This is a genomic window from Dietzia sp. CH92 (genome assembly GCF_032248695.1).
Taxonomy (GTDB): domain Bacteria; phylum Actinomycetota; class Actinomycetes; order Mycobacteriales; family Mycobacteriaceae; genus Dietzia.
Genome location: NZ_JAVHXC010000007.1, coordinates 64050 through 82046 on the forward strand (window position 1 = coordinate 64050; position 17997 = coordinate 82046).

Sequence of the window (17997 nt, forward strand, 5' to 3'; positions counted from 1 at the left end):
CGCGGACGGATCCGTGCGGCGGATTCCACAGCCCGCTTGCGTCTCCACAGGGATGGGCACGGGCCCGCCGGTGTGGGTCACCTCGTCGTCGTCGTCCTCTAGCCTGACCGCGTGCAGGCATCGCTCCCCAGGGTCCCCGAATCCCACGTCGCGTCCTTCGTGGGCACGGCGGCGCTCGGGCGCGCCCGCGGTTACGTCGACGGCACCCACATCCGCGACGTGCGCTACGACGCCGGCGCCCGCCGGCTCGACGCCGAGGTCGAGGGCAGCGGCGGACGCGGCGGCCGCGCCCGGTACTCGACGACCGTTCACCTCGCGGCGCCCGACGCGGACGGGTCCTCACACCCGCTGCGCAGCCTGTGCACGTGCCCGGTGGCGCTGAAGTGCAAACACGCCGCCGCGCTGATGCTGTACGCGGCCCAGCTCGCGGATCGTGACGCGGGCGTGCCCGACTGGCGGCGGCAGGCGGAGGAGTCCCTGCGCACGATCGACGCGGGGCGCCCGTACGAGGAGGCGCCGATCGTCGGGCTGCAGCTCACGGTGGTGCCGGACGAGCTCGCCCCGGAGGCGGGGGCGGGCGGACTGCAGCCGGGGCTCGGCAACCGCCTCAAGGCGCGGATCGTCATCCCCGGCAGCGGCGGGCGCTGGAAGTCGGCGGGCGTCGAGTGGGACCGGCTGCGCTACGGCTGGGACGGCGGGCTCTCCCTCGCGCAGGCGTCATGGCTGCGGGCGGTGGACGCGCTCGCCCGTAGCCACCGGCAGGCGCGGGTGTGGCTCGACCTGTGCGACGCCGAGGTCCCCGCCCTGTGGCCGCTCATCGCCACCGCCGCGGAGGCCGAGATGGAGATCGTGCCCGGCGACGGCCTGCGCGACGTCGTGCCCGGGCCGCCGCGCCGCGTGGGGCTCACCGCGTGGAGCCCGGACGGGTCCGAGCTGGTCGTGGTCGCCGCGGCCGAGGTGGAGGAGGGCACGCCCGGGGGCGGCGACGGGAAGAACGACGGGGTCGACGACGACGAGGAGGCCGGCCGCCCCCTGCCCGGCGCCCTCGTGGGCGAGCACGGGGACATGGTCGCGCTGGTCCGTGGCCGGGTGCTGGAGCTCTCCCCGGTGGCGCGGCTCGGGCCCGGCGTGGCGGGGCGGTTGCGGCAGTGGCGCGCCCTGACCGTCCCCTACGAGGCGGTGCCCGAGTTCTGCGCGGACTTCCTGCCCGACCTCCTCGACAGGTTCCCGGTGGTCGACCGCGTCGGGCGGCTCGAACTGCCCCGGCTGGACCGCGTGGAGCTCGAGCTGACGATCCGGCCCGTGGCGGGCGGGGGAGCGGGCGCGGCGGGCGGCGCGGCGAGCGGCGCGGCGAGCGGCGCGGGTGGGTCGGGGGGAGCGGCCGCGGAGCTGGGGCTGATGCTGCAGTGGCACCGCCTCGACGTCATGCGTATGTCCGACGACTCCGAGGTGGCGCGCCGCCGGCCCCTGACCGTGGCCGACATGGGCATCGGCACGCCGCGTCCCGGCGATCCCGCGCTCGTCGCCATGACCACCGCCGTCGCCGACGCCGGCTGGGGCTGGATCCTCGGGGAGGGGAACCTGCGGGTGACGGGCCGCGAGGCCGGCCGCGTCCTCACCGACGGTCTCGAGCAGCTCCGCGCGCTCGAGGGCGTGACGGTGGTGGTGCAGGACGCGGTGCCGCGGATCCGGCGGGCCACCGAGGCGCCGCGCATCCACGTGGCCACCGAGGACGATCGGTCGGGGATCGACTGGCTCGGCCTCACGGTCACCATCACCGTCGAGGGCCGGCCCGTCCCGTTCGCCGCCCTCTTCCGCGCGGTGGTCACGGGGCAGGACGAGTTCGTCACCGAGGACGGGCTGCTCGTGACGGTGGACCTCGAGCGGTTCGGCGAGCTGCGGGAGCTGCTCGACGAGGCGATGGCGGCCTCCGCCGAGCGGGTCGGCAGGGAGCCGAACGCCACCGGCGTGAAGATCGGCCTCGGCCAGGCCGGGGTGCTCGCGGACCTCGCGGCTCTGGCCGACGACCTCGAACCGCCGTCGGGGCGCGCGCAGGCGCTGCTCGACCTGGCCTCCGACACCCCCGCGCCCGTGCCGGTGCCGGCCGCGCTCCGCGCCGACCTGCGGCCCTATCAGCAGCAGGGACTCGACTGGCTGGCCATGCTGTGGCGGCACCGGATCGGCGGGATCCTCGCCGACGACATGGGCCTGGGCAAGACCGTCCAGTCGCTCGCGCTCATCGCCCACGCCCACGAGACCGCCGGCGACCACCCGCCCGGGCCGTTCCTCGTCGTGGCGCCCTCGTCGGTCGTGCCGAACTGGGAGTCCGAGGCCCGTCGGTTCGTCCCCTCGCTGCGGGTGGTGAGGCGGTCGACGACGCAGGCGCGGGCCACGACGACCGTCGCCGAGGACGCGGCCGCCCACGACATCGTGGTCACCTCCGCGGCCGTCCTGCGGCTGGACGCCGACGCGTACGCGGGCGTCGAGTGGGCGGGGGTGATCCTCGACGAGGCGCAGCAGGCCAAGAACCCGACCTCGAAGCTCTTCGCCGCGCTGGCCGGCCTGCGGGTGGACTTCCTGCTGGCCGTGACGGGCACCCCGATGGAGAACAACCTCACCGAGCTGTGGGCGGTCGCGGCGCTGTCCTGCCGGGGCGTGCTGCCCGACGTCAAGGAGTTCCGCGCCCGCTACCGCACGCCCATCGAGAAGGACGGCGACAAGGCCGCCCTGGAGCGGCTGCGTCGGCGACTGCGCCCGTTCCTGCTGCGGCGCCGCAAGGAGCTCGTGGCCGCCGACCTGCCCCCACGCACCGACGCCGTGATGGAGATCGACCTGTCGGCCACCCACCGCCGCATCTACGAGCGGGAACTGGCCCGGCAGCGGGCCGCGCTGCTGGAGCTCCTCGACGACTTCGACTCCAACCGCATCAGCATCCTCGCCGGACTCACCGTGCTCCGGCGGCTCTGCCTGGACGCCTCCCTCGTCGACCCGGACCACGCCGGGGTCGCGTCGGCCAAGACCGACGAGCTCATCGCCGCGCTGCGGGAGGTGGTGGCCGAGGGGCACCGCGCCCTCGTGTTCAGCCAGTTCACCACCTATCTCGACACCGTCGTGGACCGGCTGCGGGACGAGGGGATCACCGTGGCGCACCTGGACGGGCGGACGGCCGACCGCGCCGGCGCCGTCGGCGAGTTCACCGAGGGCGGCGCGCAGGTCTTCTGCCTCAGCCTCAAGGCCGGGGGCGTGGGCCTGAACCTGGTGGGCGCCGACTACGTCTTCCTGCTGGACCCGTGGTGGAACCCGGCGACCGAGGCGCAGGCCGTGGACCGGGCCCACCGCATCGGCCAGACCCGGCCCGTGCTGGTGTACCGGATGGTCGCGCGCGACACGATCGAGGAACGCGTGGTGGAGCTGCAGCAGCGCAAGGCCGAGCTGTTCGCCTCGGTCCTCGACAGCGGCGAGCACTTCTCCGCCGCGCTCACCGCCGACGACCTGCGGGGGCTGCTGGAGTAGCGCCGCGACTCAGCGCGCGGGCGGACCCGGCGGGGCTCAGCGCGTCTCCGGCAGGGCCAGCCCCGCGGCCACGGCCGCGCCGAACAGCGCGGTGTCCCGCGAGGGGGAGAACACCACGCGCGGGGTGGGCACGGAGATCGGCAGGGATTCGAGCTGCTCGGCGACGGGCCCGTGCAGTGCCTCGCCCAACCCGACGATGATCCCGCCGGTGAGCAGGACGGTCCGGGGGCGGAAGAGCTGGACGGTGTCCACGAGGAACGAGCCGAGCCGGTAGGCGTAGATCTCGGGGGCGCCGTCGCCGTGCTCGCGTTCGAGGTCGTAGAGGCCGTGCCCGCCGAGAGCCCACCACGCCTCGGTGTTGGTGCCGTCCCCGACGATCCGCCAGTGCCCCAGGTCCCAGCCGGTGTGTCCGCACGGGTGGATGAGGGCCCCGTGGTGGTTGAGGGCGCCGAACGCCAGCGACGAGCCCAGGGAGATGGCGATCCCGCCGAACTCGACGTCCGGCAGGCGCGTCAGGGCCAGGGCGTGGGCGTCGCCGTCACCGATGACCGAGACGGGCGCGTCGATCAGCGACACCAGTTCGGTCCGCAGGTCACCCTCGGCCCAGGCGGCGGCCCGCGACGTCACGACGCGACCGCGGTCGGCGTCGACGTGGCCGTTGAGGGAGACACCGACGCCGGCGGGGGAGCGGTCGACGGCGAGGATCGCGGCGGCGAGGTCCTCGGCGGTGGCGACCTCGGCTCCGTGGACGCCCACGACGTTGCCGTTCACCACGGCCCCGATCCGCGTCCCACTGCCGCCGATGTCCACGACCACGCCGTTGCGCATCGTCGCACCTCCTTCGTCGCCCTCATCATTCTCTCTACCTGTTCGTAGCGGACGCGCGGCGGGTTTGCCGCCGACCCGCCCGCCGCCCCTCCGGCGCCGAGCGCCCGGTGACCGGGATGTGGCGCAGATCATGCCCGGTCGGGGAAGGAACGCCGCTGGCCCGCGTTAATAGTAGACATGACCACTACTTTCGACACCCGGAATCTCCTCGCCCTCGACGAGCAGGCGCAGGACCTGCTCTTCCGCGAGGCCCGCACGGCCAACGCCTTCACCGACGAGCCCGTCACCGACGAGCAGATCCACGCGATCTTCGATCTGATCAAGTGGGCGCCGACCTCGATGAACATCCAGCCCCTGCGGGTCCTCGTCCTCCGTTCGCAGGAGGCCAAGGCCCGGCTGCTGCCGCTGCTGGCCGAGGGCAACCGCGCCAAGACCGAGGCCGCCCCGGCTGTCGCGCTGCTCGCGGCGGACGTCGACTTCCACGACGAGCTGCCCACGCAGTTCCCGCACTTCCCCGGCGCGCGTGACCTGTTCGCCGACGACGAGCAGGGCCGCGTCGCCACCGCCGAGCTCAACGCCGGCCTGCAGATCGGCTACGCGATCATCGGCATCCGCGCCGCCGGCCTGGCCGCCGGACCGATGACCGGTTTCGACGCCGACGCCATCTCCAAGGAGTTCTTCCCGGACGGCCGCCACCGCGTGCTGGTGGCCATCAATATCGGTAAGCCCGCCGCGGAGGGTGCCTGGTTCGACCGGCTGCCGCGCCTGGAGTACGACGAGGTCGTCCAGACCCTCTGATCACGCACCTGCCACATCCGGACGGGCCGGGCGCTGCGGCGCCCGGCCCGTCGGCGTCTCGGCGTCTCGGTCTCCTGCCGCCGTCAGCCGGTGGCCGACCCCGAGCAGCCCACGACGTGCAGCGCGAACCGGTCACCGTAGCCGAGGAGGGTCTGCGGCGGATGCGCCGAGCGTTCGGCCATGATCTCGGGTGAGTAGGGCGCCGCGTGGGTGATGCCCACCGCGTGCATGAGTTCGTGCAGCGTGAGGCTGCGGGTCCAGGGATCTCCCGGGATCGGGTTGACGCTCTCCGGGCGCAGGGTGACCGCGCCCTGGATGATGAGGCCGCGGGGCAGGACGGCCGGGCCTCCGACGCCCGCGACCTGCGGATCCCAGAAGTCCGGGTGGTCGCCGTAGGTCACCGAGATCGCCCCCTCCCCGTCCCGGTCGGCCTCGGCTCCGGGGCCGAGGTAGCGCAGCGGTAGACCGCTGGAGAACGCGAGCGTCTCGACCGCCCAGGCCAGGTCGGCCTCGCTGCCCGGCGGCGCGTGGAAGGAGCGCACGGGGATCTCGTGCTCGCACGGCCAGTGGGCGACGTGCCCGTCGTCGGTCACGTGGACGCTGTAGTCGTGCCCCGCGGCGAGCCCGGCCGGCGGTGGATAGTCCTCGGGCCGCCGGGCCGCCCACTCGCCGTGCAGCGGGCGGGGTACGCCCGGGATGGTGGTGTCGGCGGCGTTGGCCTCCTGGGAGCGGAAGATGCCGCCGTTGCCACCCGAGAGCCGGACCGCGCCCTCGCCGATCGCCGCGACGGTGTCACGGTGCTCGGCGGGCACCTTCTCCAGCAGCGAGGGGGTCGTGCCGACAACGGCCAGCGCGATCGCGATCGGCACCACCACCGCGAGGACATAGATGACGAACCGGGTGGCGCGGGCCACCGGACTGTAGTGGTCCACCGCGCTACAGGCCCGCCGCAGTCGCCCCGTGCGCGGCCTGGTCCGCGGAGTAGCCGTCGTACCGGAGCTGCTCGATGAGGCCCGAGCGCGGGAACTCAGTGAGAAGGGAGGGGCGTGGTGAGGGGAGATCGGTCACGAGGGCTGCCTGGGGTCGAGGGGAGCGGTCGAGGGAGGGCCGCGGGGTCGAACGGAGTCTACTCAGTTGTGGACATTCGTTCACATCAGTTCGCGGACCTCGTGACGGGATCACGGACTTGAGTGGAATAGACTCAATCTGACAGTCGTTGTAGAGAGTGTCCGGCCGGGAAACGGGTCGGTATTGATTCCAGTACGCTCAACACTACGCCTAGAAAGGACCGGTCGATGAGCCAGTTCAACCCCACGACCAAGACTCAGGCGGCTCTCTCGGCCGCCGTCCAATCCGCGTCCGCGGCGGGCAACCCGGACGTCCGCCCCGGGCACCTGCTCGTCGCGCTGCTCGAACAGCAGGACGGGATCGCCACACCCCTCCTCCAGGCCTGCGGGGTGGACCCGCAGCTCGCCCTGACCCAGGCCAAGGCCCTCGTCGGCGGCTACCCCAAGGCGTCGGGCTCGGGGATGGCCGCCCCCAACTTCAACCGCGACGCCCTCGCCGTCGTCAACTTCTCCCAGACCCTCGCGGCGGAGATGGGTGACGCCTACGTCTCCACCGAGCACGTCCTGGTCGGCATCGCCGCCGGTCACACCGGCGGGGACGCCGCCAAGCTCCTGAACGAGCTCGGCGCCACCGAGGACGCCCTGAAGCAGGCGTTCACCGCCGTGCGCGGCAACACGCGCGTGACCACCGAGAACCCCGAGGACCAGTACCAGGCGCTCGAGAAGTACGCCACCGACCTCACCGCCCGCGCGCGGGAGGGCAAGATCGACCCGGTCATCGGGCGCGACTCCGAGATTCGCCGCGTCGTGCAGGTGCTCTCGCGCCGTACCAAGAACAACCCCGTGCTCATCGGCGAGCCCGGCGTCGGCAAGACCGCGATCGTGGAGGGACTGGCCCGCCGCATCGTCGCGGGCGATGTCCCCGAGTCGCTCAAGGGCAAGACGCTGCTCTCGCTGGACCTGGGCTCCATGGTCGCCGGGGCCAAGTACCGCGGCGAGTTCGAGGAGCGGCTCAAGGCCGTGCTCGACGAGATCACGGCCGCCGAGGGCCAGATCATCACCTTCATCGACGAGATCCACACGATCGTCGGCGCCGGTGCGACCGGCGAGGGCTCGATGGACGCCGGCAACATGATCAAGCCGATGCTCGCTCGCGGCGAGCTGCGACTGGTCGGCGCCACCACGCTCGACGAGTACCGCAAGTACATCGAGAAGGACGCCGCCCTGGAGCGCCGCTTTCAGCAGGTGTACGTGGGCGAGCCCAGCGTCGAGGACACGGTCGGCATCCTGCGCGGGCTCAAGGAGCGCTACGAGGTGCACCACGGTGTGCGCATCACCGACTCGGCCCTGGTCTCCGCCGCCACGCTCTCGGACCGCTACATCACCCAGCGGTTCCTGCCGGACAAGGCGATCGACCTGGTCGACGAGGCCGCGAGCCGACTCAAGATGGAGATCGACTCGCGTCCCGAGGAGATCGACGCGGCCGAGCGGATCGTGCGCCGCCTCGAGATCGAGGAGGTCGCGCTACAGAAGGAGACCGACGCCGCGTCCAAGGACCGGCTCGTGGCCCTGCAGGCGGAGCTCGCCGACGCCAAGGAGAAGCTGTCGGAGCTGACGGCCCGGTGGCAGAACGAGAAGACCGCCATCGAGGGCGTGCAGAAGATCAAGGAGGAACTCGACGCCCTGCGCACCGAGTCCGAGAAGGCCGAGCGCGACGGGGACTACGCCCGCGTGGCGGAGATCCGCTACGGGCGCCTGCCGGAGCTGGAGAAGCAGCTGGCGCAGGCGGAGGAGAGCGAGGCCGCGGCCGGCGCGATGCTCAAGGAGGAGGTCGGTCCCGAAGACGTGGCCGAGGTCGTCTCCGCGTGGACCGGCATACCCGTGGGCAAGATGCTCGAGGGCGAGACCGAGAAGCTCCTGCGCATGGAGGACGAGCTCGGGAAGCGGGTCGTCGGCCAGCGCGAGGCGGTGCAGGCCGTGTCCGACGCGGTCCGGCGTGCCCGCGCCGGCGTCGCCGATCCCGACCGGCCGACGGGCTCGTTCCTGTTCCTCGGCCCGACCGGTGTCGGCAAGACGGAGCTCGCCAAGTCGCTGGCCCAGTTTCTGTTCGACGACGAGCGGGCGATGGTCCGGATCGACATGAGCGAGTACTCCGAGAAGCACTCGGTCGCGCGGCTGGTGGGTGCCCCTCCGGGCTACGTCGGCTACGAGGCCGGCGGACAGCTCACCGAGGCGGTGCGTCGCAGGCCGTACACGATCGTGCTGCTCGACGAGGTGGAGAAGGCGCACCCGGACGTCTTCGACATCCTGCTGCAGGTCCTGGACGACGGCCGCCTCACGGACGGCCAGGGGCGGACGGTGGACTTCCGCAACACGATCCTCGTGCTCACGTCCAACCTCGGCGCCGGCGGCACGCGGGAGCAGATGATGGACGCCGTGAAGCGGGCCTTCAAGCCCGAGTTCATCAACCGGCTGGACGACGTGGTGGTCTTCGACGCGCTCAGTGAGGAGCAGCTCGAGTCGATCGTGGACATCCAGATCGACCAGCTCGCCGACCGGCTCCGGCAGCGTCGCCTGGTGCTGGACGTGGACGACGCCGCCAAGGGCTGGCTCGCGCGGCGGGGCTACGACCCGGCCTACGGTGCGCGCCCGCTGCGTCGACTGGTGCAGAAGTCGATCGGCGACCGGCTGGCCCGGGCGCTGCTCGGCGGCGAGGTCCGCGACGGCGACACCGTCCACGTCTCGGTGGCGGAGGACGGCGAGACCCTGACCCTGCCCTGACACGCTTGACGCACCTGACGCGCTCCCGACGGGCCCGGCCATCTGACGGTGGACGGGCCCGTCGGCGCATCACGGGACGGCGGACACAACCCGGCACTGGACACATATTGTGATGTTCGTCACTCTGGTGTAGCTTTCTTTATGCCGGTGAGTGGCGGCCACGGTCCGGTTGGTCGCCGTGTTCGGAGAAGGAGTGGGATATGGGGTCTTTGGCCGGGTCCGCTGAGGCCGTCGGTGACGACTTTCTGGACAACCTGATGGCGGTGTTGTTCGGTGCCGACGGGCTCGTCGGTGCGCTCTTCGGGTCGATCGGGGAACTGATCGGGGTCGGCGGCGCCGCAACCTGAGCGGTGACCGCCCGCAGCTGAAAGTTCATCCGAAACTCGGACCAGACGAAGGAGTGCACCATGCTATTCGGTTCGATTGACAACATCTTTGGCGTCGTCCAGGGGAGCGTCGAGGCGTTCGGCGGCTCGCTCGGTGGGATCATCGGCGAGGGGTCGGGGAGCGCCCTCGGCTTCGCCGCGCGGCTGATCGAAGTGATCTACTCGGCGAGTGGTCAGCCGATCGTGTCACCTCTGTGATCGACTGCCGTCTCCGAGCGCCCCGGGCCTGACGCCCGGGGCGCTCGCCGCATCTCGCCCCGGAAGCAGGGCCGCCCGCGGGCCGGTTGCGCGGCACCGACACTTCCCGCCCGATGTGTACAGAACGCACTTGTGGACGGGGGTGCCCACCCGGGCGTGAGGCCCGTCACCGCGGCCGGATCGTGCCGCCCACCTCGTCCGCAGAAGGACTATCCTTGCGACGTGACCAGCGATCCCGTCCCCTCGACCGACCGTCCCGACAGTCCCCTCCTCGTCACGGCACGCGAGCTGATCAACGACGTCTCCAACCTGCCGGTCCCGCCCGTCATCCTCGACGTGCGCTGGCAGCTCGGAGACGCGCGCGGGCGTGAGCACTACTGGTCCGGGCACATCCCGGGCGCGCAGTACCTGGACCTGCCCGGTGACCTCGCGGGGCAGCGCAACGTCCGCGAGGGTCGACACCCGCTGCCGGCACCGGAGGACTTCGAGGACGCGATGCGCCGCGTGGGCATCGACGACGACAGTCGCGTGGTGATCTACGACGACTTCGGCAACACGTCCGCGGCCCGCGCGTGGTGGCTCATGCGGTGGGCCGGCAAGAAGGACGTGCACCTGCTCGACGGCGGTCTCAAGGCGTGGATCGCGGAGGGCGAGGACCTCGCGGTGGGGCCGGGCAACCCGGTCTCGCGCGGGAACTTCACGTTCGACCCGGACCACATGGCCACGGTGGGGATCGAGGACGCCGCCGCCTGGCCGGAGCGGGGCGTGCTCATCGACGCGCGCACGCCGGAGCGTTACGAGGGGCGGACCGAGCCGATGGACTCGCGTGCGGGCCACATCCCGGGCGCGGTGAACCTGCCCACGATGACGTTCATCGACGATCGGGGCCGCTTCCTGCCGTCGGAGCAGATCCGGAAGATGTTCGCCGACGTGGGCGTGACGGAGGGCGGGGACGCGGTCGTGTACTGCGGCTCGGGCATCCACGCGTGTCACACGTTGGCGGCGATGGAGGTCGCGGGTCTGGACGCGGGGCGTCTGTTCCCGGGCTCGTGGTCGGCGTGGTCGGCGGACCGCAAGCGCCCGGTCGCGATCGGCCCGAACCCCCGCTAGCCACCCCCTCCGGTCGGCCCGGGCGCGCCGGCTACCCCGCGCGGTCGGCCGGGACGCGCCCACGCGCCGCGCCACCTGGACGGCCGTGTCGCAGTCGCTGACTACCCTTCAGGGCATGGTCTGGATCTGGTTCCTCGTGGCCCTCGTGCTGCTCGTCGCGGCGATCGTCCTGCTGCGCCTGGACGCCAAGCAGCGCGGCGGTGGCGCCGGGCGTGGGGTGTCACGCGACGCGGGGCTCCCCGGCGCCGGTGTCCTTCCGCCTGCGGCGGGGGGCGAAGCGGCTGCGGGGGAGCCGTCCGGGGTCGACGACGACGAGGACCAGCACACGTCCGTGCCGGCGGACGGGGACGGTCAGGAGCCCGGGTCCGCGGAACGGTCGGGGGAGCCGGTTCTCGCCCCGTTCCAGCGGTCGCACGGGTCGGACGTCCCGGGCCCGACGGCCGCGACCCGCGAGGAGCCCGAGGTGGACACGCTGGCGGCTCCCGCCGAGGCCGTCGAGTCGCCGGAGCCCCGGCCGACCCCCGCCGCCGAGCCCGAGCTGCAGCATCAGCCCGAGCCCGAGCCCGAGCCCGAGCTGCAGCCCGAGCCCGGCCTCGCGCCGCTCGACCCGACCGAGCCGACGGTGGAGTCGTCACCGCGGCTGCTCGACAAGGTGCGGGCGCTCCTGCCCGCCCGCCGGGGGAGGGGGGCGACCCCCGCGCCGGTGGAACAGCCCCCGGTCGACCCGTTGGCGGATTCGCCGGTGGTGCGGTGGTTGGAGGACCGCGAGTTCGAGCCCACCCCGACCCCGGCGCCCGAGTTCCGCCACGGCGACTTCGCGGGCGGGCTTAGTGCGCTCGGCACGGTCTCGCACGGCGTGTTCCGGGGTCGTCGGGCGATCATGGGCGTCACCGGCGGTCGGACCGTCCTGGCGCTGCGTCGCGACACGGCCTCCGACGTGGTGCTGGACCTGAGCCGCCCGGACGTCGACGCCGAGCCGGGATTCCACGACGCGGGTGAGGTCGGCGCGCTCGAGGCGCGGACGTCGGACTTCGGTCGACTCGACCTCCTCGACCGGGATCGGCTCTCCGAGGCCGTCCGTGAGGTGCCCGCCGACGTGCGCCGCGTCTGGGCGGAGGGCGAGTGGGTCGCGGCGACCATCGACGGCGTCGACGACCCGTCGTCGTGGGACGACGTGGTGATGGCGTTGCACGGGGCGGCCGATGTGCTGGCGCCGTTCCCGCCGATCGGTGGCCGCGCCCGCGCGCTGCCCGCCGAGATCGATCCGGGCGCCCCCGCCGCCGCGGCGGGACCCGAGGCCGATCCCACCGTGGGTATGGACGGCGAGGTCGGGACCGGCACGCACGGACTCCCCGCGGCCGCGGGGCTGCCGGGGCCGGAGAACCTCGTCGTCGTCGACAACACCCGCCCCGCCCCCGCCGACGCTGACACCCCCGCCGAGACCGCCACCCCGGCCGCCGATGACGCGGCAGGCGAGGCGACCGACAGCGCGGGCGAGGCGCCGACCGCGTCGGTTCCCGAGCCGCGCCGCGGCGGTCACCTCCGCCTCGTCCCCGACCGGTCGGGGGCGCGCGACCTGACCGATGAGCCGGTCGTGGCCGACCGCGGCGACGCGGACGCCGCCTCCGACACCGACGGCCCCGCCGGCTCGGGCGCCGACGCCACCGACGGGCCGGCGGCCGAACCCGAGCCCGACCCCTTCGCGGACATCATGGAGCCCACGGGCCCGGTCCCCGCCCGCGGGGACGTCGCGGCCGACCACCTCGCCCCGCGGCCGCCGCTGTCGCGCCCGACCCGCGGCGTCGGCCAGGCGTACCCGGAGGACGCGTCGGTGCCGCCGCTCGCGGCGGGCGCGGTCAGCGGGGAGGCTGCCATCAAGCCGCTGGGCTCGGAGGACGACGAGGACGAGATCCGCGACGAGGTCGAGCGGTTCGACGCGGCCCGCATCGACGGCGGCTCCGACCTCGGGCGCGCCCCGGCCGGCCGCCACGGCTCGGCGGACGCCCGGAGCCCGGAGGACACGGGCCGGTTGTCGGTCGCGGAGCTCGCCGCGAAGGTGGGCGCCACACCCACGACGGGCCGCCGCCGCCGACGCCGCGCGGAGGACGACGACCGCGCCGAGATCCCCGACGAGGAGACCTCCAACGAGGAGGCCCCCGGCGAGGAGAGCCCCGACGAGGCGCCCACCGGCCGCGAGCGGCCCGGCGTTGACCCCGACGTCGAGCAGACCGCCCGCCTCCAGCTGCCGCCCGACATCCGGGACTGACACCGGCCGCGGCGGGGCAAACCGGTCGTGACGTGGACCGATCCGAGGGCGACTAGAGTCGGGGGCACCGGCGGCGGACCGGCCCGCCCGCCACGACCGCCGCGCCCACCGTGTCCACGCACGCCGTCCCGCGAGGAGTCCCATGACCGAGCACGCCCCCGTCGACGCCCAGGCCCGCACGCGCCTGGCCGAGCTGGTCGCAGAGCTGGCCGTCGTCCACGGCCGCGTCACCCTGTCCTCGGGGCGCGAGGCCGACTACTACGTGGACCTGCGCCGCGCGACCCTGCACCACGAGGCCTCCCCGCTCATCGGGCGCCTGCTGCGCGAGCTCACCGCGGACTGGGACTTCGACGCCGTCGGCGGGCTCACGCTGGGCGCGGACCCGGTCGCCACCGCGATCATGCACGCGCCGGGCCGCCCGATCGACGCGTTCGTCGTGCGCAAGGAGGCCAAGAAGCACGGCATGCAGCGGCGCATCGAGGGCCCGGACATCGTCGGGCGCCGCGTGCTCGTCGTGGAGGACACCACGACCACCGGGAACTCGCCGCTGACCGCGGTGGCCGCCCTGCGGGAGGCGGGCGCGGAGGTCGTGGGCGTGGCCACTGTGGTGGACCGCGCGACCGGGGCCGACGAGGTGATCCGCGCCGAGGGCGTCGAGTACCGGGCCCTGTTGGGCCTGACCGACCTGGGATTGGAGTGACCGTGACGACCAAGGCGACGACGACGAGGTCCGCCCTCGACCGCGTGCGGCAGGCTCTCACGGAGCGCGTGGGCGTGCTCGCCGACACGTCCCGCCCGGAGGGGCCGGCGTTTCTCGCGGCCACCGCGGGGACGGAGATCGCCAAGGCCACCGGCATCGGTGTCCTGGAGAAGCTGTCCAAGCCGCTCATCGTCCCGGCGGCCCTGACGATCGCGTTGCGGGACGGCCGGCGGGACGGTCTGCCCCTGCGGCCGGTGGACACCGCGCTGCTGTCGGCCACGGCGGCGGCGTACACGACCGGCGACGTGATCCTCATGCTCGGCGACGGCCACGCGAGCCGGGAGGTGGGCAGGCTGGCCGCGGGCGCGGCGGCGTTCGCCACCGGGCACCTCGCGCTGGGTGCGCTCATGCTGCGGTCGGGGCTGCGGTTCAAGCCGGTGCAGTCCGCCGTGCACGGGGTGGTCGCCGGGACGGCGGCCGCGGTGCTCCTCGCCGAGGGCCGCGAGAACGCCCCGCTGGCCGCGTACGGCGGGCTGCTCGCGACGCTGTCCGCGCTGGCGACGTCGGTCGACCGTTCGCACGGCCGCGGCGCGGCGGTGCTGGCGGTGGCCGGGCCGGTGTTCCTGCTCAGCGACTCGCTGATCCTCGCGCGCCGCAAGGTCGAGGGCGGCACCGCGCCGGCCCGCGCCCTCGACGTGGGTGTGATCGACACCTACGCCACCGCCGCGCTGCTGCTGCTCACGGGCACCGCGGCCGCCGCGCGCCACGCGGGGAGCCGGGCGTGAGCGCCGTGCGCACCGTCCTGGTCACGGGCGCCGGCCGGGGGATCGGCGAGGCCACCGCCCGCCGCTTCGCCGACGCCGGGTACCTCGTCGGTGCGTACGACCTGGAGCCCTGCGCGTGGGCGTCGGGCGACGACCGGATCGTCACCGGCGCGCTGGACGTCACCGACCCGGCCGCGTGGGAGACCGCGCTCGCCGAGCTCACCGCCCGCAGCGGCGGGGCGTTGGACGTGCTCGTCAACAACGCCGGGCTGCTCTACGGCACCCCGTTCATGGACGCGAGCTACGAGAAGGACTCGGCCCTGGTCGACGTCAACGTCAAGGGCGTCCTCTACGGCTGTCGTGCGGCGTTCCCGTACCTGCGGGAGGCGTCCGCGCCGACGGTGATCAACCTGTGCTCGGCGTCGGCGATCTACGGGCAGGCCGAGATGGCCACCTACTCGGCCACCAAGTTCGCCGTCCGCGGCATCACCGAGGCCCTCGACCTGGAGTGGGCCGACCACGGGATCCGCGTGTGCTCGGTGTGGCCGCTCTACGTGGGCACCGCGATGCTCTCGGGCGTCAACACCGCCGGTATGCGGAACATGGGCGTGCGCCTCACCGAGGGCGACGTCGCCGGGGAGATCCTCGACCTCGCCGAGCAGACCCGCCGCGCCCCGCGCGGCCTGCTGGGGCGGATCCGAGGCGCCCTCGGTCGCGAGGTCCACCGGCCCGTCGGCGCCCAGGCCACCGCCATGTACCTGGCCTCCCAGGTGGCCCCCGGTCGCCTGACCCGGCTGACCAACAAGCGCCTCACCTCGTGACGACCCCGGAGCCCACAGCGCCGGCCGACGCCGCCGACGCGCCCGGTCCCACCGAGTGGGGCGACGGAGCGGTGGGCGTGGGCCCGTGGGAGGTCGAGCACCCCGGTGAGCCCCGTCCCGCCGGCGACCACTGGGATCCCGAACTGCTGGACGCCGGTGACCGGCGCAACGTCGTGGACCGCTACCGCTACTGGCGGCGCGAGGCGATCGTCGCCGACCTCGACACCCGGCGGCACCCGTTCCACGTGGCGATCGAGAACTTCGGCCACGACGCCAACATCGGCACCGTGGTCCGCACCGCCAACGCCTTCCTCGCCGCCGAGGTGCACATCGTGGGCCGTCGCCGCTGGAACCGCCGCGGAGCCATGGTCACCGACCGCTACCAGCACCTCCGGCACCACGACGACGTCAGCGCGCTCATGGAGTGGGCCGCCGCCGAGGGACTGCCGGTCGTGGCCGTGGACAACCTCCCCGGCGCCGAACCGCTCGAGACCGTGAGCCTGCCGCGGGAGTGCGTCCTGCTGTTCGGGCAGGAGGGGCCCGGCGTCAGCGACGACGCCCGCCTGCGCGCGGCGCGCACCGTGTCGATCGCCCAGTTCGGGTCCACACGCTCGATCAACGCCGGGGTCGCTGCCGGCATCGCCATGCACGCGTGGATCCGCGAGCACGCCGCGCCTATTGATTTTCGATAGGTATCAGTCCATAGTCGTTGTATGAACATCGAAAGACGGGCGGTTCTGCCACTTCGCATCTGTCTCGTGGTGCTGTTCGCGGTCCTCGTCCTGCTCGAGGTGATGTCCCTGCCGGGGCAGTTCGCCCACATGGCCGAGACGAACCCCGACTCCGCCCACCTGCGGTGGCCGCTCACGGCGGTGTCGATCTTCCTGGTGGTCTGCATCCAGGTCGTGGTGGTGGCCACCTGGAAACTGCTCTCCCTCGTCGAATCGGACCGCATCTTCACCGAGGCCTCTCTGATCTGGGTGGACGTGATCCTCTGGGCGATCGTCGCCGCCTGGGTGGTGCTCGTGTCCGTGCTCGGCCTCGTCGGGTTCACCGCGGACGATCCCGGGCTGCCGCTGCTGCTCTTCGTCGTCGTCGTCATCATCACCGTCGCCGCACTGCTCATGGTGGTCATGCGCGCCCTCCTCCGGCAGGCCACCGGCTTGCGCTCCGAGATGGACACGGTGATCTGATGCCGATCGTCGTGCGCATCGATGTGGAACTCGCCAAGCGCAAGATGAGCGTGGGCGAGTTCGCGGAACGGGTGGGGCTCACGCCGGCCAACGTGTCGGTGCTGAAGAACGGGCGCGCCAAGGCCGTGCGGTTCAGCACCCTCGAGGCCATGTGCCGGGTGCTCGAATGCCAGCCCGGTGACCTGCTGGAATGGGTGGAGGACGAGGAATGAGGCGCGCGGTGCGGTTCGCCGCGGCGTTGGCCGTCGTCCTGGCGTTGCTCGCGCTCGGCGGCGCGGCGATTGTCCTCGGCGAGGCCGACGATTCCCCGGGGCTGCAGGGGATCGGCGTGCTGGTCGTCATCGCGGCCGCGGTCGGCGCGCTGCGCTGGCGAGGGGTGGATTAGGGCGCGGGTCCCGGGGCTGGGCCCCTCGCTGGTCGCGGGCTGGGTCCCGCCTCGTTTCCCGCCCCGGCGCTACGGTGGGGGCGTGGCACCCACCGATCTGCCGGACACCCTCCGGTTGTCCCTGCTGGATCGGTCCCGGACCCGTCACGGCGAGTCCCACGCCTCGGCGGTCGAGTCGACACTCCGGCGCGCCGAACACGCCGACCGCCTGGGGCTGCACCGCTACTGGACCGCCGAACACCACGCGGTGCCCGGCATCGCGAGTGGCAGCCCGCCGCTGCTCATCGCGGCCGCTGCCGCCCGCACCGAGCGCATCCGCCTGGGTTCCGGCGGGGTGATGCTGCCCAACCACCGACCAATCGTCGTCGCGGAGCAGTTCGCCACGCTCGAGGCGATGCACCCGGGTCGCATCGACCTCGGCGTCGGCCGCTCGCTCGGGTTCACCGCTCCGGTCCGCGAGGCGCTCGGCGTCAGTAGGTACGACACCGACGATTTCGGGCGCGACATCCTCGCCGTGCGGGACTTCCTCCACGGGTGGGGGCCGGTCACCGCGTTGCCGGTCGTGGACAACCCGCCGCCGGTGTTCGTCCTGGCGACCGGCCGCGGTCTCGAGGTCGCCGCGCGCGCCGGGCTGCCGGTGGTCGTGGGGGGACCGCGGTTGTTGGCCGACCCCACCCCGCTCGAGAGGTACCGCGAGTCGTTCGTCCCCGGCGATCGGGCGGCGGCGCCCTATGTGGTGGTGAGTCTCGAGGTGATGATCGCCGACTCGACCGCCGCCGCGCGGGAACTGCTGCTGCCGGAGGCGTGGGCGATGGCGGAGTCCCGCGAGACCGGGGCCTTCGGCCCGCTGCGGTCGGTCGAGGAGGTGCTGGACCGGAAGTTCCGACCCCAGCAGCTGCGGCGGATGGAGGAGTGGATGGGCACCGCCGTCCACGGTGACGCCGAGAAGGTGGCGGCGGACCTCGCGGCGCTGGTCGAGCGGACGGGCGCCGACGAGATCATGGCGTCCACGTCGACGTTTGACCGTGACGCGCTGGCCCGGGCCGACGCCGCGTTCGCCGACCTGCTCCGGGCGTGATCGGCTGGGCCGGAGGGGCGCGGCGGTCCGGTGGGGCGCGGCGGCCCGGAGGATGGCCAGGGTCGCGCGGCGGGCCCGATATCGCCCTGTCGAGGGAGGTGCCGCGCGG

At 73.4% G+C, this 17997-nt stretch carries 18 protein-coding genes; 15 read left to right on the forward strand and 3 right to left on the reverse strand.

Translation table 11 applies throughout. From position 1 onward, the window contains the following. Positions 1–111: 111 nt before the first annotated feature. On the forward strand, positions 112–3513 hold the full coding sequence (locus RWK90_RS14245) for a DEAD/DEAH box helicase (protein ID WP_314038277.1): 3402 nt from the start codon (positions 112–114) through the stop codon (positions 3511–3513). Positions 3514–3549: 36 nt separating this feature from the next. On the opposite strand, the gene RWK90_RS14250 is transcribed toward RWK90_RS14245, so the two are convergent. Continuing rightward, positions 3550–4341 carry an ROK family protein gene (locus RWK90_RS14250; protein WP_314038278.1) on the reverse strand — a complete coding sequence of 264 codons (792 nt, stop codon included), beginning with the start codon at positions 4339–4341 and terminating at the stop codon, positions 3550–3552. Between the two features lie 177 nt (positions 4342–4518). Between RWK90_RS14250 and RWK90_RS14255 the strand changes: the two genes are divergently transcribed. Then, positions 4519–5139 carry a malonic semialdehyde reductase gene (locus RWK90_RS14255; protein ID WP_063973799.1) on the forward strand — a complete coding sequence of 207 codons (621 nt, stop codon included), beginning with the start codon at positions 4519–4521 and terminating at the stop codon, positions 5137–5139. Positions 5140–5222: 83 nt separating this feature from the next. On the opposite strand, the gene RWK90_RS14260 is transcribed toward RWK90_RS14255, so the two are convergent. Together RWK90_RS14260 and RWK90_RS14265 are read right to left on the reverse strand one after the other, a co-directional pair. Next, positions 5223–6071, reverse strand: coding sequence for a hypothetical protein (locus tag RWK90_RS14260; RefSeq protein WP_314038279.1), 849 nt, complete (start codon positions 6069–6071; stop codon positions 5223–5225). 4 nt (positions 6072–6075) lie between these two features. After that, positions 6076–6207 carry a hypothetical protein gene (locus tag RWK90_RS14265; RefSeq protein ID WP_314038280.1) on the reverse strand — a complete coding sequence of 44 codons (132 nt, stop codon included), beginning with the start codon at positions 6205–6207 and terminating at the stop codon, positions 6076–6078. Positions 6208–6434: 227 nt separating this feature from the next. Between RWK90_RS14265 and clpB the strand changes: the two genes are divergently transcribed. The 13 genes from clpB (at position 6435) to RWK90_RS14330 (ending at position 17888) form a co-directional block, all read left to right on the forward strand. Beyond that, a complete protein-coding gene (gene clpB, locus RWK90_RS14270) occupies positions 6435–8987 on the forward strand; it encodes an ATP-dependent chaperone ClpB (protein WP_314038281.1) in 2553 nt (850 codons plus the stop codon). A gap of 200 nt (positions 8988–9187) precedes the next feature. Then, positions 9188–9334 (forward strand): hypothetical protein, encoded by a 147-nt coding sequence (locus RWK90_RS14275; protein WP_314038282.1) that lies wholly within the window; start codon positions 9188–9190, stop codon positions 9332–9334. A gap of 60 nt (positions 9335–9394) precedes the next feature. After that, positions 9395–9571 (forward strand): hypothetical protein, encoded by a 177-nt coding sequence (locus RWK90_RS14280; RefSeq protein WP_314038283.1) that lies wholly within the window; start codon positions 9395–9397, stop codon positions 9569–9571. A gap of 222 nt (positions 9572–9793) precedes the next feature. Beyond that, entirely contained in the window at positions 9794–10681 is an 888-nt protein-coding gene (locus tag RWK90_RS14285; protein ID WP_314038284.1) for a sulfurtransferase, read from the forward strand. Positions 10682–10796: 115 nt separating this feature from the next. After that, positions 10797–12947 carry a hypothetical protein gene (locus tag RWK90_RS14290; protein WP_314038285.1) on the forward strand — a complete coding sequence of 717 codons (2151 nt, stop codon included), beginning with the start codon at positions 10797–10799 and terminating at the stop codon, positions 12945–12947. Between the two features lie 142 nt (positions 12948–13089). Continuing rightward, entirely contained in the window at positions 13090–13647 is a 558-nt protein-coding gene (pyrE, locus tag RWK90_RS14295) for an orotate phosphoribosyltransferase (RefSeq protein WP_314038286.1), read from the forward strand. A gap of 2 nt (positions 13648–13649) precedes the next feature. Beyond that, a complete protein-coding gene (locus RWK90_RS14300; protein WP_314038287.1) occupies positions 13650–14432 on the forward strand; it encodes a lysoplasmalogenase family protein in 783 nt (260 codons plus the stop codon). Next, on the forward strand, positions 14429–15232 hold the full coding sequence (locus RWK90_RS14305; RefSeq protein ID WP_314038288.1) for an SDR family oxidoreductase: 804 nt from the start codon (positions 14429–14431) through the stop codon (positions 15230–15232). Before RWK90_RS14300 ends, RWK90_RS14305 begins: the two co-directional genes overlap by 4 nt. Continuing rightward, positions 15229–15924, forward strand: a complete 696-nt coding sequence (locus RWK90_RS14310; RefSeq protein ID WP_314038289.1) for an RNA methyltransferase — start codon at positions 15229–15231, stop codon at positions 15922–15924. The genes RWK90_RS14305 and RWK90_RS14310 overlap by 4 nt, the downstream gene beginning before the upstream one ends. A gap of 21 nt (positions 15925–15945) precedes the next feature. After that, a complete protein-coding gene (locus tag RWK90_RS14315; protein WP_063973794.1) occupies positions 15946–16425 on the forward strand; it encodes a DUF2975 domain-containing protein in 480 nt (159 codons plus the stop codon). Further along, on the forward strand, positions 16425–16637 hold the full coding sequence (locus RWK90_RS14320; RefSeq protein WP_131885875.1) for a helix-turn-helix transcriptional regulator: 213 nt from the start codon (positions 16425–16427) through the stop codon (positions 16635–16637). The genes RWK90_RS14315 and RWK90_RS14320 overlap by 1 nt, the downstream gene beginning before the upstream one ends. Next, positions 16634–16810: a hypothetical protein gene (locus tag RWK90_RS14325; RefSeq protein ID WP_314038290.1), complete on the forward strand. Its 177-nt coding sequence runs from the start codon at positions 16634–16636 to the stop codon at positions 16808–16810. The genes RWK90_RS14320 and RWK90_RS14325 overlap by 4 nt, the downstream gene beginning before the upstream one ends. An 82-nt stretch (positions 16811–16892) precedes the next feature. Continuing rightward, positions 16893–17888, forward strand: coding sequence for an MsnO8 family LLM class oxidoreductase (locus RWK90_RS14330; protein WP_314038291.1), 996 nt, complete (start codon positions 16893–16895; stop codon positions 17886–17888). Positions 17889–17997: the final 109 nt, after the last annotated feature.

Excerpts from the sequence above, each read along its gene's own strand:
- RWK90_RS14250 (WP_314038278.1), bottom strand. The coding sequence starts at position 4,341 with ATGCGCAACGGCGTGGTCGTGGACATCGGCGGCAGTGGGACGCGGATC.
- RWK90_RS14255 (WP_063973799.1), top strand. The coding sequence starts at position 4,519 with ATGACCACTACTTTCGACACCCGGAATCTCCTCGCCCTCGACGAGCAG.
- clpB (WP_314038281.1), top strand. The coding sequence starts at position 6,435 with ATGAGCCAGTTCAACCCCACGACCAAGACTCAGGCGGCTCTCTCGGCC.
- RWK90_RS14275 (WP_314038282.1), top strand. The coding sequence starts at position 9,188 with ATGGGGTCTTTGGCCGGGTCCGCTGAGGCCGTCGGTGACGACTTTCTG.
- RWK90_RS14280 (WP_314038283.1), top strand. The coding sequence starts at position 9,395 with ATGCTATTCGGTTCGATTGACAACATCTTTGGCGTCGTCCAGGGGAGC.
- RWK90_RS14290 (WP_314038285.1), top strand. The coding sequence starts at position 10,797 with ATGGTCTGGATCTGGTTCCTCGTGGCCCTCGTGCTGCTCGTCGCGGCG.
- pyrE (WP_314038286.1), top strand. The coding sequence starts at position 13,090 with ATGACCGAGCACGCCCCCGTCGACGCCCAGGCCCGCACGCGCCTGGCC.
- RWK90_RS14315 (WP_063973794.1), top strand. The coding sequence starts at position 15,946 with ATGAACATCGAAAGACGGGCGGTTCTGCCACTTCGCATCTGTCTCGTG.
- RWK90_RS14320 (WP_131885875.1), top strand. The coding sequence starts at position 16,425 with ATGCCGATCGTCGTGCGCATCGATGTGGAACTCGCCAAGCGCAAGATG.
- RWK90_RS14325 (WP_314038290.1), top strand. The coding sequence starts at position 16,634 with ATGAGGCGCGCGGTGCGGTTCGCCGCGGCGTTGGCCGTCGTCCTGGCG.